This window comes from Pseudomonas sp. OG7 (assembly GCF_014192825.1).
GTDB classification, from domain to species: Bacteria; Pseudomonadota; Gammaproteobacteria; order Pseudomonadales; family Pseudomonadaceae; genus Aquipseudomonas; species Aquipseudomonas monteilii.
Genome location: NZ_JACHYK010000012.1, coordinates 72,250 through 95,335, shown reverse-complemented (window position 1 = coordinate 95,335; position 23,086 = coordinate 72,250). Strand labels below are relative to the sequence as shown.

Genomic DNA, 23,086 nt, shown 5'->3' with positions numbered 1-23,086 from the left:
ATGAACATGAGCACCAACAGCTACCTTGAGTACTACCTGTCGCTGCTGGCCTGGATCATCAACAACGGCATCTGGAACACGCTGGTGGACACCGGGCTGTTCGCCGCTCCCTTCGGTGCGGTGATCCTGCAGGAATGGCTGTCGGCCCGCCAGCAGGGTGCTGACGAAGGCAACAAGGGCCTGCTGTCGATCCCTCGCGTCGAGAACCGGCTGTGGATGAGCTACCTGGTCATTCTGTTCGGGTGCATGCCGTTCTTCCCGTTGAGCCTTTCATCCGTGACTTTCGACGATGCCGCGAGCCAGCGCTGTGGGGTCTCAATGGCCAGGCCTGCCGACACGGCCTGGGATACGACCTTCAACACCATCGGCGAGAAGTCAGCGAATGTGCCGGTGTGGTGGTTTCTCGTGCATGCAATGAGCAAAGGCATCACCGCCGCCGCGACCGCGTCGATTCCCTGCGCGCCCGACATCCGTGCAATGCGCATGGAGATCGACAGCTCGCGCATCAATGACCAAGTGCTGCTGCAGGAAGTCGCCGACTTCACCCGAGACTGCTACGGCTTTTCGCGCTCGCGGCTGTTCACCAATCGTCCCGAGCTGGATGAATCGAAGAGCTACGACGCGTCCTGGATTGGCTCGACGTACCTACTCAACACACCGGGCTACTACGATACCGACCGCTCGCGAACGCCCCGTGTCGAGTGGCCCTATGATGAGACCCGGGACACCTCACTGCCTCAGCTCGACAACGGCGCCGGCTACCCCACCTGCAAGCAGTGGTGGAGCGACGGCACGATCGGACTGCGCGATCGCTTGGTGGCCGAGGTTGATCCATCACTGCTATCGCAGCTACGGGGCTGGCTGACGGGGCGCACCTCTACGGAGGTCGAAGACGCCACCTTGCGCGAGCTGGTGAGCCCACGGCAGCAGTCATTGAGCATGGCACCTGGGCAGGTGTTCCAGGACTACGGCAGCAGCGCCCGCGGCGGTTCGCTGACGCAAGGGCTGAACAACCTAGCCACCAACACCGGTCTCGCACTGGGCTCGTTCAGTCACTTCCCGGCGATGAATGCGCTGCGCGCGGCATTGCCAATGGTTCAAGCCTTTCTGATCATGGGCACGATCATCAGTCTGCCGCTGGTACTGCTGATCAGCACTTGCCAGCTCAAAGCGCTCATGACGATCACATTCGCGCTGTTCACGCTGCACATGCTCACCTTCTGGTGGGAGCTCGCGCGCTGGATAGACTCGAGCATACTCGAAACCCTGTACAACCAAGTTTCTGCCACAGACCAAGCACTGTTGTCGTTGCCAACAGCAGGATTCATGGATGGAACAGTCACCGCACAGGTGATCGAGTACGTGATGGGTGCAATGTTCGTAGTGCTGCCGATGTTTTTCCTCGGCATCATGAGTTGGGCGGGATACAACGTGGGCAGCGGTATGCAAACGCTCCTCACCCGGGGAACAGAAGGTGCTCAGGTACAAGCAGAGAAGGGATCTTCACAGGTCATGTCCGGTGCCCGCAGACTGAAGTAACCAATCACCTGGGGGCCCCGTTATCGTCGTACATTTCTGGGAATCTAAGGTGATGTCGAGGGTGGCTCATTTCATGCATCCGGGGCTCTCTCTCACTACTGATTGGCAGCGCGGCAATGGTCCATAAAGCAAGCATCCCGAGCGCGAGAGATATCGCAACTGAACCAACGACGAGCATCAGGATCAACTTAACTACCTGAAATCCAATTTTGCGATATTTGAACGGCACGGCGGCCAAAACGCGGGAGTTCAAAACCATGGATTCGAATCTGTTCACCACTCGACCAGCACCAACCGCAGCGCGAATAAGATGCTTGCCGATACCGGTGCTGCCAGAAGCTGAGGATGCTTGAGTCGACATTTGATTGCCTCCCTTACCTATCACCGCGCACGCGGTCCAGCCGCTACCGCTAATTTGGATCCAAGCTTTAGCTTACTCCTCTGTCGCTGAATTCCATGACCGTTGATCACTTGGACAACGCGGGTCATCGCCGGTGGCGCTCATTGGATAGGGGATATTCCCTTTGCCCAAAAGCGCCGTTGACGCAGTGCCGGATCGCTTGGTAAACCAAGTGTGCAATCGCTGGTTTTCCAGCACCCCAGGTAGCCATAACCTTTGAGGCTACGTCACGCATGTGATGGTTACCCCGAAATGCGATTCGCGTTCGGCAGCTCGCATGGTCACCGATCCCCGGTGATGAACGCTTTCTAATCCCCCGGGTTCATTGAACCTGCGTCTTCGTTGCACCTTACTCACATCCATTCCAGTGCTGGGAACTCTCCCACACGGGATGACGTTCCTCCGCACCCTTTGGAGGATCTCATCATGCTGCGTTTCACAGGCACTGAACTTCACGCCGTATTGGCCGAGGCCGGTATCAATGGTTGCAGACTGATACTGGTGAAGGACCACGGTGTTTACCTCATGTCCGAGATCGGCGAAAGCAAACCGGATGGTGGTGGCCGTAAACGCGTGGCCTATGCCACTGGCTACAACCCCAACGTCGACAACTTCGACACCTGGTGGAATCGCGCCCGCGATGAATTCGGCGGCGATGATTTTGCCGAGTACTTCGACATCGATGATCCTGTCCTCGCCAGCCTTCGCGGCACTGCAGGATCGTTGGTGGTAGAGGCCACCTCCACCCACCTGTACCTGGCCGCCGAGGTTGATCCGGCAGGCAAGTCTTGAACGCAGAAGCGAGCTCCAGGCGTACCCAGAGCGGCACCTTAACCGGGCCTCTCTGCGCGCCTCTCGCATCCATCTTCAGTCGGTTGAAGATCGCCGTTTGTCAGGAGTCCAAGGACGGAAGTCTTCGCTGGAACTCCCTGGATAGAGCCCTCTATATGAGGTAGAGATCGGAGATTGACCTCACGTCCAAGCGCGGTTTAATACATGGACGCACCCTGCTCAATGCCTTGCTCGGATTGAGCAGATCTATGCACAAACCTCACATGAGGTGTCTCGGGATCAGCTACGCGGAGGTCCCAATGTCCAGGATGAAGCGCTTTTCCGATGCGGTGGTGCTGAGCCCAGGCGTTTGGCAGCAGTTCATTGAACCTGCCACAGGCGAGGAACCCATAGGCCAGTCAGCTCTGCGCTTGGCAGACCTGCTCAACAGTGTGCTGACCTCGACACCTTCTACCTCACACTGCCCCGTTGAGCTGCAACTCGGCCGCTCGCGGCGCAACGGCACTTCAGTCTCTGCTCACCTGCCGCAGCTTCAGTTGGCTCGCATCACGCCACACAGCGGCCCGGCTTTTCTGCTCATCCGGCTATCCGGCGAGACCGTAGTCGATATCGCCGCCCTCTAACCCTGTAGCACCGCTACTGCCTGACTACCCCACCGGGAACCCTTCCCGGCTGGGCAGCGTTCCCCCTACACACCCGGAGAACGCCATGTCAGATGTCTATCTGGATGTCACCAACAAGATCGTCAGCGCCTTGAGCCAAGGCGTGATCCCCTGGATCAAGCCCTGGACCACCACCGGTTCAAATGCTGACTCCCCTTTCCCCATCAACGCCATCACCAGACGCCCCTACGCCGGGATCAACATTCCTCTGCTGTGGGCCGAGGCGCGCCTGCGAGGTTTCACCCAGGATCGCTGGCTGACCTTCAACCAGGCACGCAAAGCTGGCGGCCATGTCCGCAAGGGCGAGCAATCCACCCTCGCGGTGCTGTACAAACCCATGAGCAAGGAGGCGCACGACGAGGACGGCCAGGCCGTTCGCGATGACCAAGGCAATATCAAGATGGTGCAGTTCGCCCTCTTGCGCACGCACTGCCTGTTCAACATCGAGCAGACCGAAGGCTTGCCTGACGAGGAGCCAGGCCCCACCGAGCACGCCGAGCCGCTCGCCTTTATTGACCATGCCCCGGCCGAGCAGTTGCTGCTGGCCAGCGGCGCGCAGATCGAGCATTGCTATGGCGACAGCGCGTTCTATCAGCCGCTGCGCGATCGCATCCAACTGCCCACCAAGGCTCAATTCGAGGACGTTGGCAGCTACTACGCGACGGCCCTGCATGAGCTGACTCACTGGTCGGGTCATCGATCGCGCCTGAACCGCGATGGCATCACCGGCGGGCACGCGTTCGGCTCCGCAGCCTATGCCTTCGAGGAACTGGTCGCGGAAATGGGTGCAGCGTTTCTTTGCGCGCTGACCGCCACACAGGGCGAGTTGCGCCACGAGGAGTACTTGGCCTCCTGGCTGAAGATCCTCAAGGAGGACAAGCGTGCGATCTTCCGCGCCAGTGGCCAGGCCCGTGAGGCTTCGGAATTCTTGCTAGCCCTGCAGGCCGACCGCACCACAGAAGCGCCGAAGCGACTCACAGCGTGAATTCCCTCAACCAGCAAAAAGGCCCCGATTTGGGGCCTTTGTTTTGCCTGCAGCGCCGTGTATCGGCAGTTGCGAATGCGCAGTCGATTACTCCAGCCAGCTCTCGACGGTATCCGAGCCGTGTTCCTGCTTCCACTGCTTGAGGATCTTGTGATTGCCACCCTTGGTTTCCACGACCTCGCCGCTGTGCGGGTTCTTGTAGCGCTTGACCTCGCGCGGCTTGCGCTGAGCCGCGCTCGACGCGCTAGCGGCACTCACGCTCACGCCTTTGGACGGGTCCAGAATGGTGATCACCTGACGCAGGCTCATGCCGTACTCTTCCAGCAAGGCCTTGAGCTTCTGTTCAAACTCGATTTCCTGCTTCAGGCCGGAATCGTTTTTCATCGCATCCAGCTGTTGAAGTTGTGCGGCCAGCTGCGCTTCCAGTGCTTTGAATTCGGCAAGTTTGGACATGAGAAATCTTTCCTGAGTATGAGACACGTGAAGGTATAGTAACTGAGCCACACCCAACTTCCGAGTATTTATTCTCAGTTTAAGATGCGTTTTCGTGTTGGTTCATTACAAAGTTTTGTGACAGATCAATCAGCCAAGTTCTGGCAGAGGTGCGCCACCACTTCGCGAGGCGCCGCGCTGTTGCCAATCTTGAACAAGATCTCGCGCTGGCTGCGCGGCAACTTTTTCGCACAGCGCTTGGCGGCAGACCGAATGGCAGCATCAGTGCCATGAATTCGGTCCGCCAGCAGCACGATCAATACAGCATCACTCAGCGTCATCAGCGCCCCAGATCAGAAACATGATGCCGAGCAGTCTACCCCCACTCGAAAGGGGCGGCTATGCCGATCGGCCGGCTAACCCGACGCGCCAGACTTCGGATTATCGCACTCGCGAAAAAGGTCAAGGCGGTAAAGGGTAATGGTGTCAATGGAAGGGGCGCAAGGGTAAGAGGCTTATCCGAAAAGGCAAAAGGACCTTTTGAACGCAAGGCAGGTACTGCGATGAAACGCTGGTGGTTCAAACCTCAAAAAGGCCTTCCCGAAGAGACCACTCCCGCCGCCGAGGGTTTTCATCAACCACTGTCGGCGGAATCACTGCTCGCTGTCAGCCACCGGAAAAGGCTGCTCGAGCGCATCTGGCAATACACGGCCCTCTCCCCGCTACAGTTCGAACAACTCTACCTCGAACCGATTCGTCGCTACGCCACCTATGTACAGCAACTACCGGCCAGTGAGAGCCATCACCATGCCTATCCAGGTGGCATGCTCGACCACGGTTTGGAGCTGGTAGCGTGCAGCCTGAAGTTGCGCCAGTCCTACCTCCTCCCCAGTGGTGCCGCACCGGAAGACCAAGCCGCGCAGGCTGATGCCTGGAGCGCCGCGATTGCCTACGGCGCCCTGCTCCATGACGTTGGTAAAATCGCCGTCGATCTCCAGGTGGAGTGCCAAAATGGTGAACGCTGGCACCCCTGGCACGGCCCCCTGAACCAGCCTTACCGCTTCCGCTACCACCCCGACCGGGATTACCAGCTACACGGCGCCGCCGCAGGGCTGTTGTATACGCAGATCCTGCCCCCCGCCCTGCTCGACTGGCTCAGCAGTTACCCTGCCTTGTGGGGGCAATTGCTGTCCTTGCTGGCCGACCACTACGAGCACGCCGGCACCCTCGGAGAGTTGGTGCTGCAAGCAGACCGGGTGTCCACGGCACAAAACATCGGGGCCAACCCGATAAAGGCACTGCAAGCCCCCAAACACTCGCTGCAGCATCACCTACTTGCGGGCCTCCGTCACCTAGTCAAAAACGAGTTCAAGCTCAACCAGCCTGGCGCTGCCGGCTGGCTCACCGCGAACCATCTGTGGCTGGTCAGCAAAACCGCGACCGACAAACTACGTGCTTACCTGCTGGCTCAATCGGTGGACGGTATTCCCTCCTCCAACATCGCCTTGTTCGATGAACTGCAATCACACGGATTAGTGGACGCGACACCTGAGGGCAAAGCGGTATGGAATGCCAACGTAACAGACGATGACTGGCAACATCGCTTTACCTTTCTCCGTCTGCAGCCGAGCCTGATATGGGCTGATGAACCCCGGCCAGACTGCTTTAAAGGAACTGTTGAGCCGATGACGGAGCATCCTCTGCCGGCCGGTGAAACTTGCGAGTCGGCTTTGGATCGACCGCAACCAACGCAGGAAGAAGAACAGCCCGTACCCGAGCACCCGAACCAGGATTTTGACTATCTCGACGATTTGATGGACATGCTGCAAGAGCCGAGCGAGGTCGACACTGGACCAAGCGCGGGAAGCCTGCAGTCCACCACTACGCCACACATGGATGCCGAGGGGCTGGCCTTCCTCGAGTGGCTGCGAGACGGAATCCATACTCGTCGCTTAGTGGTCAATGACAGCAAAGCCAAGGTCCACACCGTGGACGGAACATTTTTCCTAGTCACGCCGGGCATATTCCAGCGATTTGCCGCCGAGCATCTAAAGCAAGCTGACGGAGCCGCCCATAAAGAACATTGGCGGCGGATTCAACGTGATTTTGAGAGGCTCGGCATTCATCAGAAACGAGCTAATGGGCAAAATATTTGGACCTGCGCGGTGAGAGGTCCTCGCAAAAGTAGTGTTTTGAATGGCTACCTGATGCTACGAACAGCAGGACTTACCAGTGAGCATCCGGTAGACAACCCATACCTCGCATTGATCAGGTAAACCAGCCTCGAAGGGCAGCTTTCGACCCAAACGGCCTGTCGCGAGGGGCAAAAATCGGCCAGAAGGAGCCGGTCATCACTTAGTTTTGGTAGCCGATTAAGGCTGTAACCGGTCATGGGTGTCTGTGTGCTGCCCGACATCGATTGTCACCAGAGATCATTCAGCGTGTCATGGGTTGATTGACCATTTGGCAGCGGTTACGCACCTGGCAGGACGAAAGCGCTATGACCGCTTGTACGACACTTGAGTCCGATGCGGTTCGAGAGCTGACGCCGGCGAACTCAACTTACTTTGTTCTCCAGTCGTGCCGGCAAATGTTGCTCCGGACAGCGGGTGCCCGAAGCGCTGATTTGAACGTGACGCGACTTAGTCAGGCCGTCTAACGGCGAATCCATAACGAATACTGAATCCGCCGCCGGTTCCACGCCCTCATAAACGGCTACTGCGCTCAAGAATGGCGGCCTCCCCTCGCCTGATTTGCCGCCAAGCCCTAAACGAACCGCAAAAAAAGAGCAGTGATGCACGCACCATCACTGCCCAAACCGCATCCATGAGGGATGATGCGGTACCCGCTACCAAGGAGCCAGAATGAACATTTCTACACTGACATAAGCCTTAAATATCCAGGACTAACCGAGCCGTTTTTGCGCGAGAGCAGCAAGGAGTGAATACATCATTCGCTTTCTGCTCGTCCTCGGTAAGGTACATGTCGCGATGCTCAGGCACCCCGTCCAGCACACGCGTGACGCAAGTGCCGCAGATGCCTTGTTCGCAGGAGAGAGGGATATCTACACCGACAGCTATCAATGCTTCAGCAGCCGTGGTTTCTGCTCCGACCGTGATTATTTGGCCGGTGCTGGCAATCTGCACCTCAAAGGAACCATTGTCCGCATCAGATTTCGGCTCGACACTGAAATACTCGCGGTGCAGTTGGCCTGCCGCCCACCCCTGGGCTTCTGCAGTCTTGAGGACAAAGTCCATAAACCCTGAAGGCCCACAGACATATAGATGATCCTCTGCACCGGGCGAGCTGAGCAGGCTCGGAATATCGGCTGCCTTCTCATCGTCAAAGTGGAAGCTTGCATGTCCTGCGAAAGGAGCTTGTTCGATTCGCCCTACAAATGCTGCCTGCTCCCTCGACCGCGAGCAATAGTGGAGCTCAAAATTCGCACCAACCTTCTGCAGGCTTTCCGCCATGCAGAGGATAGGGGTGATACCGATGCCTCCAGCGAAAAGCAGCGACCGTCCTTTTGCTTCGACGAGGGGGAAAAAATTCCGAGGCTCGCCGATTTTGATTTCCGCCCCCTCTAGCAGTTCATGCACGGCTTTTGAGCCGCCGCGAGAATTCGGATCGAGCAACACACCAACCACATAACGATCACGCTCATGGGGGGCGTTACACAGCGAATACTGACGGATCAAACCGTTAGGAAGATGGACATCGATGTGTGATCCGGCTTCAAAATGCGGGAGCTGTACTCCATCAGCCGCAACAAACTCCAGGCTTACAACATCGCGGGCTTCACGATTGATCGATTTAATTTGCACGGCCAGCATAATACACCTCCGGCTTCAGGAGCAGCTTTCACCGCCCCTGGAGCAATAGCATTTTTATTATTTGTCAGCTTTATTACTAAGCGACTGAACTCTCTTTGGCGATCAACTGGTGCTCATCTGCGAGCAGCCGATCAAGCACTCGACGCGACTGCACACCACCAGAATCAATGTTCAGCTTAAGAAGGCCACGTTCAGGGTAGGTCAGCAAGTTACTTTGCTGCTGCTCAAGCATGTCGAGGTCTTCACCAAAGATTTTCCCTTGCCCTTCACGGATAGTGTCGGTCAGCGCCAAGTCGTCAGGCTTGAATTTCCGGGCCATGCCCCAGAAGTACCAGTGAGAGGTTTCCGTTTCTGGCGTAATGAAATCGACCACGATACTCGAAGCCTTGAGGTGATCCGGAGCGTCATATCCTCCGTTTCCAGCGTGAGCGACACCCACCTCGATCATGACGTGGCTGGGTGGTGTGAAGCGGCAGATCTGCCAACGGTCTACAGGTACATCATCAGCGAGATCGTTGCCACGCAATGCCATTCGCCAAAATGGCGGGGCCATAATGTTGTCCATGTGTCGCGCCGTGATCACTTCGTCGCCGTTCACGGATGTGGTAGGCAGCGCCTCATCGATCTCCTTCTGGCCGATACTCGAGGAGTGAACATACGTCTCATGGGTCAAGTCCATGAGGTTGTCGATCATCAAGCGGTAGTCACACTTGATGTGGTACAGGCCACCGCCATACGCCCAATCAGGGCTCTCAGCCCATTCCAGATGATGGATCAAAGCGGGGTCGGCAAGCTCTTTCTCACCTGGCCACACCCAAATGAATCCATACCGCTCAACGACAGCGTAGGACTTGATGCATGGGAAGCCACGCACCCGCTGCCCGGGCATGGATACGGTTTTACCATCACAGCCCATCACGAGCCCGTGATAACCGCAGACCAGATTTCCATCTTCCACATAACCGAGCGAAAGTGGAGCACCACGATGGGGGCAGAAGTTCTCTACCGCAGCGACTTGGCCTTCATTACCACGATAGAAGGCAATATTTTCACCGCAGATTTTCCTTCCGAGAGGCTTGCTTTCAATTTCATCAGGCGTGCAAGCGACATACCACGAGTTTTTTAAAAACATGACATTCTCCAGCTGATTATACTTATTGCCGGTTTATTCTTAGAGGCTCAGCTATGCGCTTTGAGCTTTTCAACGATTTTACGGGCACGATTCGGGCCTACGTCGACATGTATGTCGATCATCGGCCTATCACCGAACCGGAGCATATTTTTGTACTGCGACTCGATGACGACTTTGTCTTCATCAAAGGTCATCTTCGACTGCTCGATAACTTTCTGCTTCGTTTCTTCCGGGTCGCGGACTGGGTTTGTCGCAACTGACCAGAAATAATGGCAGGTCGTTTCTGTCTCAGGGGTAACACCATGGAAACCCTTCATGTGGAAACCACCTCGATTCGGATCATTCAAATCGCAGGTTCCTGCGTCCGCCGCCCCTGACCAAATACGCAGGTGGTTGACGTGAAATTCAATTTCCTGCCAGCGGTCGACCTCACCTTTGAACGGGAAGGCAGCAGTGTAGGTTGGCGGTGGAGTTGAACCAGGCATATGGCGGACTACCCGCACCCATTCATCACCTGCCTCAACCTTCATCTCGGCATTCATGTGAACTTTGGCATTGCCACCAATGGTTCGAAGGTGCACATACCCCAGATGGCTCAAATCCATCAAGTTGTCGTGGACTAACTGCCAAGGCGCGTCGTAGTGATAGACATCACCGTCGAACAGGTAGCGACCGCTGCTGTGCACATCGTATTGGGGAGGCTCGAAGCTCGGCTCGCTATCGCTGGAACTGCCAAACCAGATCCACAGAATTTGATCCTGTTCACGGATATGGTACGCAGGGACTATGGCTTTGCCGGGGATTTTGGTTTGTCCCGGAATATCGATGCACCGACCAGTACCGTCAAAAAGAAGGCCATGGTAACCGCAACGAATTCCCCCCTCCTCCACCGTGCCATCAGACAGCGGCAGAGCGCGATGGCAGCAGCGGTTTTCCAAGGCGCAGAAATCACCTTCAAGCGTTCTGAACAAGACAATCGGCTTATTGAGAAATGTCCGGCCAATTGGCTTGTCTTTCAACTCCCATGAGAAACCCGCCACATACCACTGATCAAGAGGGAACTGCGGGGTTGGTGCAGGCTCGGCTGCTCTCGGTTCGACGATCTGTACTGACATTTTATTCTCCTTATACAGTAATCGTTGTGACGCAAGCAGCGGACGACGTTGTCGATCCCTGCTGTATGTAAGCCCATAGCTTGATAGCGACGAAGGACGGCTTACCTCATCGAAAATCTTGTGGGATTGCCTAGAGAAGACTGGAGCAGAGATGTCACGGTCATGTCTTTCACCATTCTTCTTGTTTGAGGCGCCGCCATAGGTCGGCGAGGGCCATGAGCCGAGGATAATCAATCTAGTTGATATGTCAACCAGCTTGAGCCGCATTGGGACGAACGATGACTGCTGGCGATATCCCCCAGCCGGAGCGTGAGAGTACGGCTCACGCCACGGTTTACGAGCGCTGTGGCGTGGTCAAACTCCAATCATTGCCGAGCGGTAGGGAAAGCAATGCGGTATGGTAAAACGTGCCTTTCGTCACCTCCGGAGCTATGGCCTTCACATGCACACCCCACGTCTCGACCTGAATCGCTACGTCCCTGGTCTACTAGGATTCATCTACAACAAGATGTCTGCCGGCGCTTCCGCCTGCTATCGTAAGGAGTTCGGGGTAGGAATAATCGAGTGGCGGATGCTCTCGATGCTTGCTGTGGAAGAGGACATCACCGCGAACCGAATCGCCCAGGTGATCGGCTTGGATAAAGCAGCGGTCAGCCGAGCAGTTCAGGCGCTCATCAAGTCTGAACATATCGCCACGAAGGTAAATCCGAACGACGGCAGAAGCGTGACGCTGAGCCTGACAGCCAAAGGCTTTGAGCTTCACGACCAGATCATCACCGTTGCCCTGGAGCGAGAGAAACGGCTGCTGGGCGGCCTCTCCAAAAAAGAAGTCGAGACCTTGCTCGACCTGCTCCGCCGCATGCACGGAAATGTGGCACATGCCAATTTCGCAGGGGGTGTCACTGAGGAGTGAACCACCCCAGACCTCCTACGCCTGGTAAGCAACCCAGCTCCACTCTGCGACGACCTGCACCGCCCAGCGAACAATGCGCGCCTCTCCGCCAACCTTGTTGACACCTCAACCAGATTGGGTTTATCTCTATAGCAATCGATGACTGCAAGCTGCAGATATCGATGCGGTGAAGTGCCCATGACCAGGCCCCTAAATCTGTCTAGGGGCCGCGTGCAAATAGCCGTAAAGCATGAATGCCTACACAAAAATAAGAGGCTTACCATCATGAATGCTGCATTGACACTCTCAGACCACCTGCCCGCCCTGCGCGGTAATCACCCTCGACTCACCCCGGAAGAACTGATCAGAAGCAAAACCTCCCGCCCCGAGATATCGCGGGTAAGCTCCAAACGACTCAGCGCGTGCGAGAACGCAAAAATGCGACTGCCTGAGGGTGTCATTCCAGCACGCGTCTTCGGTGAGAACCGCCGTTCTTCTAACACCGATCAGGTAATGCCGTGCGCAGGGAATGCGGCGCCCAATACCGCCAGCATCCCAAACCCGCAAGCGCTAGCCACGCCGAATCTAGGGTATGCAACGATTACCGACTGCAACTACGTCGACTCGTTCACCGCATTCTTGCTAGTGGCCTAAAGTCAAAGCATTGGCACGCGTGCATTGTGGAGCTCGAGACACGCGTCCGACTCTGCAGAACCGAATCCTGATCTCGGTACCTCTTTATGAATAATAAAAAAATCGTCGGCCTGATGGTCGCAGCAGCGGCATGTTCCTCCAATAGCTGGGCTACGCAAGGGACACACCTTGTCGGTTATGGCGCTAAAGCTCAGTCGATGGGCGGAGCATCTGTCGCATATCCCCAAGATGCAATCGCCGCTGCAAATAATCCGGCTGGCATGGCCCTAGTCGGCAATAGGGTCGATGCTGATGTCCAAATCATCTACGCATCCGCTGATTTGGAGCTCGGTTCTGCCGAAAACAAACACAGCGGTTCTATAGTTGTGCCCATTCCTGAATTTGGAGCCAACTATCAACTTACTCCCAATATCACAATAGGCGTGTCCACCTATGCCAGCGGGGTTGGCTTTAAATACGACGATCCAGTGCTTCCTATTCCTGGTCTTCGGCGGGCACGAGGAACGCTTAGTCAGGTCGACATCCTCCCCACTATCACGTACAAATTTGAGAACGGTCTAGCACTTGGCCTCTCACTTGTCTACGGCATTCAAAAGTTTAATGTGCAAGGTCTACCCGGCCCCTTTCCGGGCGGTCAAAACGAAGACTTCGGTACTGAGAAGGCATACGGTCACAGTTGGAAGGCGGGAGCCTTGTGGAGTTTTGATAACGGATTTGCTGTTGGTGCAAGCTACAAGCCGAAAATGAAAATGAGTGAGCTATCCGGCTATAAGGATGAGCTCCTGTCTGGCTCCGGCGGCTCTATTGATAGCCCCGGAAGTTATGCCCTGGGCATTAAGCAAAAATTCAATGAGAAATGGACAGCAGCCCTCGATTACGAGCATATCAGCTGGTCAAACGTGGACGCCTTTGCAGTAGGGTTCGGATGGCGAGACCAAGACCTTGTGAAGTTGGGCGTCGAATACAACTACAGCAATGACTGGCAATTCCGAGCAGGGGTGAGTCATGGCCGACTCCATACAACCGGAAAATATGCTAACCCAAACTTCCTGTTAGTCGGAATTAACAGCACAGCACTGACAGCGGGCGCCACTAGGAAAATCAGTGAAAATGGAGAGATAAATATCACTGCCGAGTACGACTATGGCACAACCTTGGATGGCTCAGGCCCAAGCGAAGGTACAAAACTTGATGCTGATATGTACACATTGACTGTTGGCTATGGGTGGAAATTTTAACTTATCTATGCGGAGCCTTGGGGATACAGCCACCATTGTATAGTAAGACAATGCAGCCGAGGGAGAGCCTATAGGGGCGCTTAACGTGCTGCGGTCACCGACCATCAAAGCCCTAATGCTTGGTGCTTGTAGTTGTACGCCCTGAAAAAATTCTACAGAGACCAGGGAAGAAAGCGTTTTATAGACGCTTAAAAATGGATGTATTAACCATGATACGGGAGCTTTCTTTATGAGTGGCAATCGCGGCGTTGTTTATCTCGGTGCAGGGCAAGTCGAAGTCAAGAAGATCGACTATCCAAAAATGCAAGATCCGCGCGGCAAGAAGGTTGAGCACGGGGTCATTCTGAAGGTAGTTTCCACCAATATCTGTGGTTCGGATCAACATATGGTACGCGGTCGTACCACTGCTCAGGTAGGCCTGGTACTAGGCCACGAGATCACTGGTCAGGTTATTGAAAAAGGACAAGACGTTGAACACCTCAAAATCGGTGATCTCGTCTCGGTTCCATTCAACGTTGCGTGTGGACGCTGCCGCTCCTGCAAAGAGCAGCACACAGGGGTCTGTCTGACCGTTAACCCTGAACGTCCGGGCGGGGCCTACGGCTACGTAGATATGGGTGACTGGACTGGTGGCCAAGCAGAGTACGTGTTTGTGCCATACGCCGATTTCAACCTTTTGAAGCTCCCTGATCGCGACAAAGCGATGGAGAAAATCCGCGACCTTACCTGCCTCTCAGACATCCTGCCGACCGGCTACCATGGAGCCGTTACCGCCGGAGTAGGCCCGGGCAGCACAGTGTATGTCGCAGGAGCTGGGCCGGTGGGATTGGCTGCTGCAGCGTCGGCCCGACTTCTGGGGGCTGCCGTTGTTATCGTTGGCGACGTCAACCCTGTTCGCCTTGCCCACGCTAAGGCTGTCGGTTTCGAAGTCGCAGACCTTTCTACAGACACCCCGCTGCACGAGCAGATCGCCGCCCTTCTCGGCGAACCTGAAGTCGATTGTGCCGTTGATGCCGTTGGATTCGAGGCGCGTGGCCACGGCCATGCGGGCGTTAAGCAGGAAGCTCCTGCCATTGTCCTAAACTCCCTCATGCAGATTACTAGGGTTGCCGGCAAGATCGGGATCCCAGGGCTGTATGTGACCGAGGATCCAGGTGCAACAGACGATGCCGCGAAGCTTGGCAGCTTGAGCGTTCGCTTCGGTCTCGGCTGGGCAAAATCCCACAGCTTCCACACCGGCCAAACCCCGGTGATGAAGTACAACCGTCAATTGATGCAGGCGATCATGTGGGATCGCATCAATATCGCGGAAGTAGTCGGCGTGCAGGTCATCAGCCTGGACGACGCCCCTAAAGGGTATGGAGAGTTTGACGCGGGTGTGCCTAAGAAATTTGTGATTGACCCACACAACACCTTTAGCAAGGCCTCGTAAATAGAGAAAAGGCAAAGCGCACTGCGTGACCATCGAGCAGTGCGCTCTTTTTTCACCCTCTGGCTAATCACATGCTCTAAACCAACCTGCCCAGGTCAGCACTAAGCTGACTGCCTTCACTACCTAATAAGAAAAATGAACAGACCCAAACCAATGAACAGTGGCGCCCTCAGCAACTTCAACGTTCAGAAAAAACTCATTATTGTTTTTTCTTGTGTAATTTTAATGGGCATGGGTGTCACGATTACTGGCTTCATAGGCAACCATCTTCTTCACAAGCTCTATATTCAGACGCAAGCGGTCAACAGCATCACCAACCTGATCTACTCCAAAGCATACGACACTCAAACACTCACAGGCGTACCGAAAACCTACGCCTCGACAGACTACACCTTTCTTAGCGCTAAAATTGATAGCTTAAAAGACACTGGTCTTGAGGAACAGCACCTAGCCAGGATCACTAGCCAGGCTCAGAAAACCACTGAAAACTCTGCGTTACCCAACACCATACCTGCAGATGTAAAGCCTCTTATAAAATCACTATCCGAAGTTTCCTCAGACCTAGAATCGACGTATGCAAAAACAACGGAAAACATCTACTTTTTACTGATAACCGGTTCGCTTATGGCAATCTTTGGAAGCGCGGCATCTGTATGGATGATCTCCAAAGAACTCGCACCTCCCCTCCAGGGCCTAGCTGAAATTGCCAGCCATATCGCGAACGGCAACCTCATCGAGACTGCCCCAACGACCAGGCATGATGAAATAGGCGAGTTGGAACGGGCCACCTCCAAAATGGCGAACGGCTTACGTAACCTTGTCGGTAACATCCAGGGATGTGCCGCCCAGCTCAACCAGGCATCCAAGCATCTTCAAAGCGAGAGCACGACCGCACAACAAGATGCATCGATGCAAAAAATTGAGGTCAACCAGCTGAGCCATGCGATTGATGAACTGGTGCTGACGGTTCAAGACATTGCAAGGAATACAGGCCAGGCAGCTCTTGCTGCTAGCGAAGCTGATACCAAAGCGGGCGCAGGCGAGGAAGCTGTAATGAACACGGTTTCTCAAATGGAGAATTTGGCGCTTGAGGTGCAGCAGCTCGGATCTACCATGACGCTTTTGCAAGGTGATGGAGATCGAATCGGGCAAATCGTGGACGTCATCAATGCGGTCGCTCAGCAAACCAACCTGCTTGCCCTTAATGCGGCGATTGAAGCGGCTCGAGCCGGCGAGCAAGGACGTGGCTTTGCCGTTGTGGCTGATGAAGTCAGGGCGCTCGCCATGCGAACGCAGCAGTCAACCACTGAAATCGAAGCGCTGGTATCTACTCTGCAAAAAAGAAGCGAGGCCGCAACTGCCTTAGTAATGCAAGGAAACACCCGGTCTATCGAAGTCGTGAAGAATGCTCGAGTAGTGCGGGCTTCCCTAGGCGAAATCAGGACATCGGTTGCAAGCATCCAGTCCATGAATCAGCAGATAGCCGCCGCCGCTGAGGAACAAGGCGCAGCCGTAGGAGAAATCCATCAAAACATCACTAATGTGAGGCAGCTTGCAGACACCTCTGCAGAAGCCTCGACCAAAGCGCTTCACGCGACTGAACACATTTCCCGACTTGGGGCAGAGCTGCGGGATTCCGTTGAAAAATTCTCGCTTTAATGCCGACCAATAGACTGGACAAGGAGGGTTAAAAAGCGCCCTCCAGTCTACTGGGCATGGCATGGGTCAGGGCGCTGCGGCAGCAGTTACAACCCAACCTTCTCCAGCAGAGCGATTAAGTGAGCTCTCTCGTCAGGGCTCAGATTGGCCGCAAGGCGCTCTTCATAAGCTCGGATCTGGTGGGTCAGTACATTCAGTTCCTGGTGCCCCTCAGCCGTGAGATTAAGAGCATAGCTTCGACGGTCTCCTTCAGTGGCACGACGCTCAATGAAGCCTCGAGACTCCAAGGCATCAATCACCTTGACCATGGCCGCTCGACTGATTGCCAGCCTTTCAGCAAGAGCCGATTGTGTCACGCCCGGTTCCATGCCTATCAGAGAGAGGGCGGTCATGCGGCCTGGCGATATCGCATCTGCTCCCACTACCGAGAAGAACATTTCATAAGATCGCACCTGGGCGCGTTTGAGGGCATATCCAAGGGTACCGGTAAGCACATCCACGTCAGGACGCGTACCTCCAACCGATCCGCCGCTCGTTGCATGAGTCACCGATGGAGCGGCTCCCTCGACCTTCTCGGCCAGAACGGTTACCGCCTGCTCCCCGTCTGAAACCGAATTTCGATTCTGCACTTTCTCGCTCCAGTGTGTTGAAAACTGGATGTTAGCATGCCAGACTGCTAACCAGGTTAACAGTATACCAAGGCACCAATTTTCGGCGGTTGCCTTGCTCACGTGGAGATAGCAGAAATGTCCTCGGATGAAGCAGTCACGAACCTGGTCGATGTCGTAATCGAAGACAACATCGCTACCGTCACCCTGAAGCGTGCACACAAGCGAAATGCGCTGAACCTGGCGCTGCTGCACGAGCTGCAAAGCGCTTTCTCGAGCCTTCCCTCTACAGTGAAAGTAGCCATCCTGACCGGTGACGGTGCTCATTTCAGCGCCGGGCTTGACCTCTCCGAGTTGAAGGAGTCAACGGCAGCCGAAGGTATCCACTCATCGATGATCTGGTACGAAGCCTTCCACAAGATCCAATTCGGTCGAATTCCGGTCATTGGCCTGCTCCATGGCGCTGTCGTAGGTGGAGGCTTGGAGCTTGCGGCCTCACTGCACGTTCGTGTAGCCGAGGCAGATACGTACTTCGCCCTGCCTGAAGGGCAACGGGGCATTTTCCTGGGTGGCGGGGGCTCAGTGAGAATCACAAAGCTCATCGGATTCTCCCGTGTGACCGAGATGATGCTGACTGGCAATGTCCTGGACGCAGATGAGGGTCACCTCATCGGACTGGCGCACTACGTTACAGAGAAGGGCCAGGGTATGAAGAAGGCCAAAGAACTGGCAGGGAAGATCGCCCAGAACGCGCCTCTGTCAAATTTCGCAATCCTGAATGCGCTACCGCTCATCGCTGAACAGCCTATGTCACATGGTCTTTTCACCGAAGCGCTTATGGCCTCCGTCACTCAAAGCGACCCTGAGGCCAAAGAGCGAGTTAATGCCTTCCTGCAGAAACGTGCCAGTAAGGTTACCCCTGTCTAGGTTGATTTGAGCCAGCAGCTCAGATGACCAGAAAAACGAATTACAAGAATAAGAGGTGTCCGATGGAAAATAACGCAGTTAGCCCTGTCAACAACAAGCTCGACATGAACCCCATTCTTCGGCCCCGCTCTGTCGCGATCATCGGGATGTCGACCAAACCAGGTTCAGCTAGCCAAGTGGTTTTGAACAACCTCCTTACCGGCGGCTATGACGGAGCAGTTCACCTTGTAGGAAGAAGTGGCGGCACCTTCGAAGGCCACACCATCCTGAGCTCGATTTCAGAGCTCCCTGAACATGTTGACCTGGCCATTTTGATGGTGCCGTCCACGGCTGTCCTGGAAACCATTACCGATTGCGTATCTCGTAAGGTTCGCGGAGCGGTGTGCTTCGCTTCAGGCTTCGCTGAGATGGGTGATGATGGGCGAAATCAGCAGCAGGAAATCGCGAAAATCGCTCGCGCTGGCAACCTGACCCTGTTGGGGCCTAACACTGTTGGCTACTTCAACTATGTAGACGCGTTCTACGTAATGATGGTGCAACTGGTGCTCCCTCCGAAGCTCGATCGGAGCCAAGGGCCTGCAGTCGCGGTGGTCGCTCAGAGCGGAGGCATTGGCGCCCACATCGCAGCGTCGCTTCAAGCCCGTGGCGTCCCACTGTCTTACATGATGACGACTGGCAACGAGGCTCAAACCGGGCTTGCCGAGCTGATCGAATACTTCGCAACTGATGCGCACACTGGCGCGGTGGTGGTTTACGCCGAACAGATCAAGTCAGCCCCTGAATTCGTAGCTGCAGTTCGCAATGCCCGCAGCCATGGCAAGCCTGTCGTACTGCTTCACCCAGGGCGAAGTGAGCGATCGCAAGAAGCCGCAAAGTCTCACACCGGTGCCCTGGCAGGTAATCATGCTGCGATGCAGCTAATGGCCGAATACGCCGGCGCGACCGTGGTGGACAGCCTGGAAGAAGCGATTGACGTAGGCCAGCTCCTGTTGCGTTACCCGAAATCTACTTCGGGGGGCTTGGGCCTTGTCACGGCCTCTGGTGCGATTTGCGGTCTCGTCCAGGACTACGTCGAACCATTGGGGCTGGAACTGCCTGATCTGGCCGAAGCTCAAGCCAACGCTTTGCGTGAACATCTCCCCGAGTTCCTTCCAGCTCGCAACCCCCTCGATTTGGGCACGTTGTTCACCTACAAACCTGAGCTGATCGAGATCGGCGTTTCCAACGTCCTTGCCGATCCAGCAGTCGGCAGCCTGCTGGTATCGATGGCCATGCCTGGCCCTGAGGCGTCGTTGATCTGGCTGCGTCATTATCTGAAAGGCACTGCCTCTCAAAGCCAAAAACCAGCCATTTTCGTGATGCAGAACGAAGATGTGCCCCTCGCTCCGGAATTCATCGAGGAGGCTCGGCAAAATCGAGCCATCATCATGCGCTCACCTGAGCGCGCCATCCGAGCACTGGCCCGCGTCACCAAATTTGGCCGGCGACAAGAAGAGCTGGACAGCAGCTCTGCCACCACGCCGATTTCCATCCCGGCAGATCTGCAACTTGGGAGCGGTGTTCAAACCGAGTGGATTGGTAAACGTGCCCTCAAGAAGCTCGGGATCACTGTCCCTAAAGGCGACCTAGCCACCTCCAGTGAGGAGGCAATCCGCATCGCGAACTCTATTGGGTACCCAGTGGTAATCAAGGCCCAAGCGGCAACCCTGGCTCATAAGAGCGAAGTTGGGGGTGTCCTTCTGAACATCTCTGACGACTCGGCCCTTAAAGACGCCTGGGCTCAGCTATATGAGAACGTCGCCAAGGGTGCACCAGGCCTCGAGCTTGAGGGCGTACTCGTTGAAGCCATGGGTCAACGTGGCCTCGAGCTGGTCGTAGGCGCTACGCGTGACCCGCAGTGGGGCCCGATTGTGATGATTGGTCTTGGAGGCGTGTGGGTTGAGGCACTCGGCGACGTACAGCTGTTGCCACCCAAGCTTCCACAGCCCGCGATCATTGATCGCTTGCTAAGCCTGAAAGCTCGCAAGCTGCTAACTGGCTTCCGTGGCACCCACGCCGTAGATCTGAAAGCTGTGGCAGAGGTCGTGGCCACGGTAGGCCAACTGATGCTTGATCACCCAGAGATCTCCGAGATTGATGTCAATCCACTGGTTGCTTACTCCGAAGGCAATGGTGTCGTGGCTCTGGATGCCCTGATCGTCTGCGATTGAACTCAACAACTTGGACATAGAACGGAGAGGCAATCATGGATCTCAAAAATACTGCCGTTTTGGTAACTGGTGGGGCTTCCGGCTTGGGCGAGGCAACTGCCAGGCATTTGGCTTCAAAGGGTGCTCGTGTTGCGATTCTGGATATCCAGCTTGAACGCGCAGAGCTGCTCGCATCGGAAATTGGGGGCATAGCAGTCCGCTGTGACGTCACCGACCCTGCAAGTGCAACAGAAGCTATCGCTCAAGCGCGGGAGGCGCACGGTGTAGCCCGCCTGCTCGTGAATTGTGCCGGAGGCGGTGCTGCGCGTCGTGTTGTAGGCAAAAACGGCCCGATGGCCTTGGAAGACTTTACCAAGGTGATCAACCTCAATTTGGTCGGTACTTTCAACATCATCCGGCTGGCAGCTGCGGACATGATTGCGGCGGAGCCTGACGCTCAAGGCGAGCGCGGCGTCATCCTCATCACCACGTCAGTCGCTGCGTTCGAAGGACAGATCGGCCAAGCGGCCTATACCGCAGCCAAAGGTGGACTGGCCTCGCTCACCATCCAACTGGCGCGTGAATTTGCTCAGTTCGGTGTTCGCGCAATGGCTGTCGCCCCGGGAATCTTCGAAACGCCGTTGATGGACAACGCCTCACCCGAACTCCGCAACGCATTGAGCGATGCGATCCCCTTCCCGAGCCGACTGGGTGATCCGAAGGAGTTCGCAGAGCTCATCGCCCACATTGCGGAAAATCGCTACCTCAATGGAGATGTGATCCGCCTGGACGGTGCCGTTAGGTTGACTCCTCGCTAAAAGGGAATGACATGCTGAGTTATAACCCGCCTACCAGAGACCTGGAATTTCTCCTCCTGGATGTCCTCGACGTCGAGAAGGAACTGAAGGAAATTCCACGCTATACCGCTGTCGATGGAATGACACTGCAATCGGTCATCCGAGAATCCGGACGATTTGCAGCTGATCAGCTAATTGCTGTCAACGCTGCGGCTGATCACGAAGGATGCAAATGGTCTGCGGGCAGCGTCGTTACTAGCTCAGGTTACTCGGATGCGTGGAACGCATTTCGAGAGTTGGGCTGGCCAACGATATCCGCTGATCAACAGGTAGGTGGGTTAGAACTTCCGCTGTTAGCTTGGAGCATGGTTCATGAGCAGGTAGCTTCTGGCAGCCACGCATTCGTGATGACAGCAACGATTAATCACTGTGTTTCAACCTGCCTCAAAAAGCATGGCAACGAAGACCTCAAAGCTACATGGCTCCCGCGCCTGACCAGCGGCGAGGTACTGTCAACGATGTGCATGACGGAGCCCCAAGCTGGCTCTGATGTGGGCCTTGTTCAAACTAAGGCGGTACCGGATCACCAGGGTGAAAGCTACCTGATTTCGGGTACCAAGATTTTTGTCAGCGGAGGCGAACACGACCTGGCAGAAAACATTCTTCATTTCGTGCTCGCCCGGCTCCCTGGGGAACCTCCAGGAGTGCGCGGTTTGTCCCTCTTCTTAATCCCTAAGCTTTCGGAAGACGGAAGTCTGAACGGGGTACATTGCGACGGCATTGAGGAGAAAATGGGTTTACATGGCAGCCCAACTTGCACCATGCGGTTTGATCAAGCACGGGGCATATTGGTCGGGGAGCCGGGAAAAGGACTGGAAGGCATATTTCCAGTCATGAAGCAGGCACGGCTTCTGTCGGGGCTGCAGGCTGTCGGCATCAGCGAGATCGCGATGCAGCAGGCCTTGTCGTATGCCCAGACTCGTCGCCAAGGCAGATCGGGCCAAAACCCCTACCCTAGCCTGCTTTCCGAGCATGATGATGTCCAGCGAATGCTACTCACCCAAAAAGCATGGACTGAGGGTGGACGAGCCTTGGCCCATTGGGTAGCCGTGATGTTGGACATCTCAGAATACCATCCAGATGTACGAGTCTCCGACAAGGCCATTGATGCACTTGATCTGGTAACGCCCATCGTTAAAGGCTTTCTGACTGAAAACGCTCAGCAGTCAGTTTACCTGGCCATCCAGGTACTGGGCGGCCACGGGTATATACGCGAGTCAGGCATCGAGCAACTAGCTAGAGATGTGAGGGTAACCACGCTGTATGAAGGTACCTCGGGCATTCAAGCCAAAGACCTTTTGATGCGTAACGTTATCGCTGACAGCGGCAAGCGGCTGGAGGGCCTCCTATCACTTATTCACGAGTGGATTGAGACGTGCGGGCAAGCTCAAACAGTGGATGAGTTTCACGCTCCGCTAAAGCACTTGCTTGACTCAGTCAGTGATATTTCGAGGTTCCTGATCGACCTGGAGCTTACAGAGCAGGGTCGTGCAACCAGTAAATGCTCTGCATACCTCAGGCTACTTGGCCATTTGATGATCGCGTGGTTTTGGGCCCGGATCGCTCGAGCAGCCAGATTAGCTTCCCGAAAAAATGACGATCCATGGTATGCGCTCAAGGTAGCGACTGCTCAGTTTTACTACGCGGAAATGCTGCCTGAGACGCTCTCCCTTGAGGCCGTATTGGCAGCTGAAACGGATAATGTTTCCTCCCTATTAGCGCAACAAGAACAATGAGGAC

Annotated in this window: 20 protein-coding genes; 13 read left to right on the top strand and 7 right to left on the bottom strand. The window is 55.5% G+C overall.

Annotated elements, in window-relative coordinates:
• The gene (locus FHW75_RS25220; protein WP_183674992.1) at positions 1 to 1,539 is read left to right on the top strand and encodes a conjugal transfer protein TraG N-terminal domain-containing protein; all 1,539 of its coding nucleotides are present in this window, start codon (positions 1 to 3) and stop codon (positions 1,537 to 1,539) included.
• 4 nt (positions 1,540 to 1,543) lie between these two features.
• Here the strand turns inward: FHW75_RS25220 and FHW75_RS25215 are convergent, their stop codons facing one another.
• Entirely contained in the window at positions 1,544 to 1,900 is a 357-nt protein-coding gene (locus tag FHW75_RS25215) for a hypothetical protein (protein ID WP_183674989.1), read from the bottom strand.
• A 465-nt stretch (positions 1,901 to 2,365) separates the two neighbouring features.
• On the opposite strand from FHW75_RS25215, the gene FHW75_RS25210 reads away from it, so the two are divergent.
• From FHW75_RS25210 to FHW75_RS25200, 3 genes are all read left to right on the top strand, one after another.
• Positions 2,366 to 2,731: a DUF3085 domain-containing protein gene (locus tag FHW75_RS25210; RefSeq protein ID WP_183674986.1), complete on the top strand. Its 366-nt coding sequence runs from the start codon at positions 2,366 to 2,368 to the stop codon at positions 2,729 to 2,731.
• 299 nt (positions 2,732 to 3,030) lie between these two features.
• Positions 3,031 to 3,354 (top strand): hypothetical protein, encoded by a 324-nt coding sequence (locus tag FHW75_RS25205; protein ID WP_232104662.1) that lies wholly within the window; start codon positions 3,031 to 3,033, stop codon positions 3,352 to 3,354.
• A gap of 85 nt (positions 3,355 to 3,439) precedes the next feature.
• Positions 3,440 to 4,378, top strand: a complete 939-nt coding sequence (locus FHW75_RS25200) for an ArdC family protein (protein ID WP_183674983.1) — start codon at positions 3,440 to 3,442, stop codon at positions 4,376 to 4,378.
• A gap of 87 nt (positions 4,379 to 4,465) precedes the next feature.
• Here FHW75_RS25200 and FHW75_RS25195 read toward each other — a convergent pair whose 3' ends face one another.
• Both FHW75_RS25195 and FHW75_RS25190 read right to left on the bottom strand, forming a co-directional pair.
• On the bottom strand, positions 4,466 to 4,831 hold the full coding sequence (locus tag FHW75_RS25195; protein WP_183674980.1) for a histone-like nucleoid-structuring protein, MvaT/MvaU family: 366 nt from the start codon (positions 4,829 to 4,831) through the stop codon (positions 4,466 to 4,468).
• Between the two features lie 125 nt (positions 4,832 to 4,956).
• Entirely contained in the window at positions 4,957 to 5,151 is a 195-nt protein-coding gene (locus FHW75_RS25190; protein WP_183674977.1) for a hypothetical protein, read from the bottom strand.
• A 222-nt stretch (positions 5,152 to 5,373) separates the two neighbouring features.
• On the opposite strand from FHW75_RS25190, the gene mobH reads away from it, so the two are divergent.
• A complete protein-coding gene (gene mobH / locus FHW75_RS25185) occupies positions 5,374 to 7,086 on the top strand; it encodes a MobH family relaxase (protein ID WP_183674975.1) in 1,713 nt (570 codons plus the stop codon).
• Between the two features lie 615 nt (positions 7,087 to 7,701).
• On the opposite strand, the gene FHW75_RS25180 is transcribed toward mobH, so the two are convergent.
• From FHW75_RS25180 to FHW75_RS25170, 3 genes are all read right to left on the bottom strand, one after another.
• Positions 7,702 to 8,643 carry a PDR/VanB family oxidoreductase gene (locus tag FHW75_RS25180; protein WP_183674972.1) on the bottom strand — a complete coding sequence of 314 codons (942 nt, stop codon included), beginning with the start codon at positions 8,641 to 8,643 and terminating at the stop codon, positions 7,702 to 7,704.
• 76 nt (positions 8,644 to 8,719) lie between these two features.
• Positions 8,720 to 9,775 carry an aromatic ring-hydroxylating dioxygenase subunit alpha gene (locus tag FHW75_RS25175; protein WP_183674969.1) on the bottom strand — a complete coding sequence of 352 codons (1,056 nt, stop codon included), beginning with the start codon at positions 9,773 to 9,775 and terminating at the stop codon, positions 8,720 to 8,722.
• Between the two features lie 47 nt (positions 9,776 to 9,822).
• Entirely contained in the window at positions 9,823 to 10,890 is a 1,068-nt protein-coding gene (locus FHW75_RS25170; protein WP_183674966.1) for an aromatic ring-hydroxylating dioxygenase subunit alpha, read from the bottom strand.
• Between the two features lie 442 nt (positions 10,891 to 11,332).
• Between FHW75_RS25170 and FHW75_RS25165 the strand changes: the two genes are divergently transcribed.
• From FHW75_RS25165 to FHW75_RS25150, 4 genes are all read left to right on the top strand, one after another.
• A complete protein-coding gene (locus tag FHW75_RS25165) occupies positions 11,333 to 11,803 on the top strand; it encodes a MarR family winged helix-turn-helix transcriptional regulator (protein WP_183674963.1) in 471 nt (156 codons plus the stop codon).
• Between the two features lie 719 nt (positions 11,804 to 12,522).
• Positions 12,523 to 13,674, top strand: a complete 1,152-nt coding sequence (locus FHW75_RS25160) for an OmpP1/FadL family transporter (protein WP_183674960.1) — start codon at positions 12,523 to 12,525, stop codon at positions 13,672 to 13,674.
• Positions 13,675 to 13,903: 229 nt separating this feature from the next.
• A complete protein-coding gene (gene fdhA / locus FHW75_RS25155; RefSeq protein WP_183674957.1) occupies positions 13,904 to 15,106 on the top strand; it encodes a formaldehyde dehydrogenase, glutathione-independent in 1,203 nt (400 codons plus the stop codon).
• 135 nt (positions 15,107 to 15,241) lie between these two features.
• Positions 15,242 to 16,765 carry a methyl-accepting chemotaxis protein gene (locus tag FHW75_RS25150; RefSeq protein WP_409347978.1) on the top strand — a complete coding sequence of 508 codons (1,524 nt, stop codon included), beginning with the start codon at positions 15,242 to 15,244 and terminating at the stop codon, positions 16,763 to 16,765.
• Between the two features lie 86 nt (positions 16,766 to 16,851).
• Here FHW75_RS25150 and FHW75_RS27055 read toward each other — a convergent pair whose 3' ends face one another.
• Positions 16,852 to 17,496 (bottom strand): MarR family winged helix-turn-helix transcriptional regulator, encoded by a 645-nt coding sequence (locus tag FHW75_RS27055; RefSeq protein WP_221212581.1) that lies wholly within the window; start codon positions 17,494 to 17,496, stop codon positions 16,852 to 16,854.
• Between the two features lie 15 nt (positions 17,497 to 17,511).
• On the opposite strand from FHW75_RS27055, the gene FHW75_RS25140 reads away from it, so the two are divergent.
• From FHW75_RS25140 to FHW75_RS25125, 4 genes are read left to right on the top strand one after another with little or no spacing between them, the layout of a single operon-like run.
• Complete coding sequence (locus tag FHW75_RS25140; protein ID WP_183674953.1) at positions 17,512 to 18,300, top strand: crotonase/enoyl-CoA hydratase family protein; 789 nt, start codon at positions 17,512 to 17,514, stop codon at positions 18,298 to 18,300.
• Between the two features lie 23 nt (positions 18,301 to 18,323).
• Complete coding sequence (locus tag FHW75_RS25135) at positions 18,324 to 20,510, top strand: acetate--CoA ligase family protein (protein ID WP_183674950.1); 2,187 nt, start codon at positions 18,324 to 18,326, stop codon at positions 20,508 to 20,510.
• A gap of 35 nt (positions 20,511 to 20,545) precedes the next feature.
• Positions 20,546 to 21,307, top strand: a complete 762-nt coding sequence (locus FHW75_RS25130) for an SDR family NAD(P)-dependent oxidoreductase (RefSeq protein ID WP_183674947.1) — start codon at positions 20,546 to 20,548, stop codon at positions 21,305 to 21,307.
• A gap of 11 nt (positions 21,308 to 21,318) precedes the next feature.
• The gene (locus tag FHW75_RS25125; RefSeq protein ID WP_183674944.1) at positions 21,319 to 23,082 is read left to right on the top strand and encodes an acyl-CoA dehydrogenase; all 1,764 of its coding nucleotides are present in this window, start codon (positions 21,319 to 21,321) and stop codon (positions 23,080 to 23,082) included.
• Positions 23,083 to 23,086 lie beyond the last annotated feature (4 nt).

Bases quoted from the DNA above. Each gene is read 5' to 3' on its own strand.
- FHW75_RS25180 (WP_183674972.1), bottom strand. From the start codon at position 8,643: ATGCTGGCCGTGCAAATTAAATCGATCAATCGTGAAGCCCGCGATGTT.
- FHW75_RS25210 (WP_183674986.1), top strand. From the start codon at position 2,366: ATGCTGCGTTTCACAGGCACTGAACTTCACGCCGTATTGGCCGAGGCC.
- FHW75_RS25170 (WP_183674966.1), bottom strand. From the start codon at position 10,890: ATGTCAGTACAGATCGTCGAACCGAGAGCAGCCGAGCCTGCACCAACC.
- FHW75_RS25125 (WP_183674944.1), top strand. From the start codon at position 21,319: ATGCTGAGTTATAACCCGCCTACCAGAGACCTGGAATTTCTCCTCCTG.
- FHW75_RS25165 (WP_183674963.1), top strand. From the start codon at position 11,333: ATGCACACCCCACGTCTCGACCTGAATCGCTACGTCCCTGGTCTACTA.
- FHW75_RS25150 (WP_409347978.1), top strand. From the start codon at position 15,242: ATGAACAGACCCAAACCAATGAACAGTGGCGCCCTCAGCAACTTCAAC.
- FHW75_RS25205 (WP_232104662.1), top strand. From the start codon at position 3,031: ATGTCCAGGATGAAGCGCTTTTCCGATGCGGTGGTGCTGAGCCCAGGC.
- FHW75_RS25215 (WP_183674989.1), bottom strand. From the start codon at position 1,900: ATGTCGACTCAAGCATCCTCAGCTTCTGGCAGCACCGGTATCGGCAAG.
- FHW75_RS25195 (WP_183674980.1), bottom strand. From the start codon at position 4,831: ATGTCCAAACTTGCCGAATTCAAAGCACTGGAAGCGCAGCTGGCCGCA.
- FHW75_RS25140 (WP_183674953.1), top strand. From the start codon at position 17,512: ATGTCCTCGGATGAAGCAGTCACGAACCTGGTCGATGTCGTAATCGAA.
- FHW75_RS25200 (WP_183674983.1), top strand. From the start codon at position 3,440: ATGTCAGATGTCTATCTGGATGTCACCAACAAGATCGTCAGCGCCTTG.
- FHW75_RS25220 (WP_183674992.1), top strand. From the start codon at position 1: ATGAACATGAGCACCAACAGCTACCTTGAGTACTACCTGTCGCTGCTG.
- FHW75_RS25135 (WP_183674950.1), top strand. From the start codon at position 18,324: ATGACCAGAAAAACGAATTACAAGAATAAGAGGTGTCCGATGGAAAAT.
- mobH (WP_183674975.1), top strand. From the start codon at position 5,374: ATGAAACGCTGGTGGTTCAAACCTCAAAAAGGCCTTCCCGAAGAGACC.
- fdhA (WP_183674957.1), top strand. From the start codon at position 13,904: ATGAGTGGCAATCGCGGCGTTGTTTATCTCGGTGCAGGGCAAGTCGAA.
- FHW75_RS25160 (WP_183674960.1), top strand. From the start codon at position 12,523: ATGAATAATAAAAAAATCGTCGGCCTGATGGTCGCAGCAGCGGCATGT.
- FHW75_RS25190 (WP_183674977.1), bottom strand. From the start codon at position 5,151: ATGACGCTGAGTGATGCTGTATTGATCGTGCTGCTGGCGGACCGAATT.
- FHW75_RS25175 (WP_183674969.1), bottom strand. From the start codon at position 9,775: ATGTTTTTAAAAAACTCGTGGTATGTCGCTTGCACGCCTGATGAAATT.
- FHW75_RS25130 (WP_183674947.1), top strand. From the start codon at position 20,546: ATGGATCTCAAAAATACTGCCGTTTTGGTAACTGGTGGGGCTTCCGGC.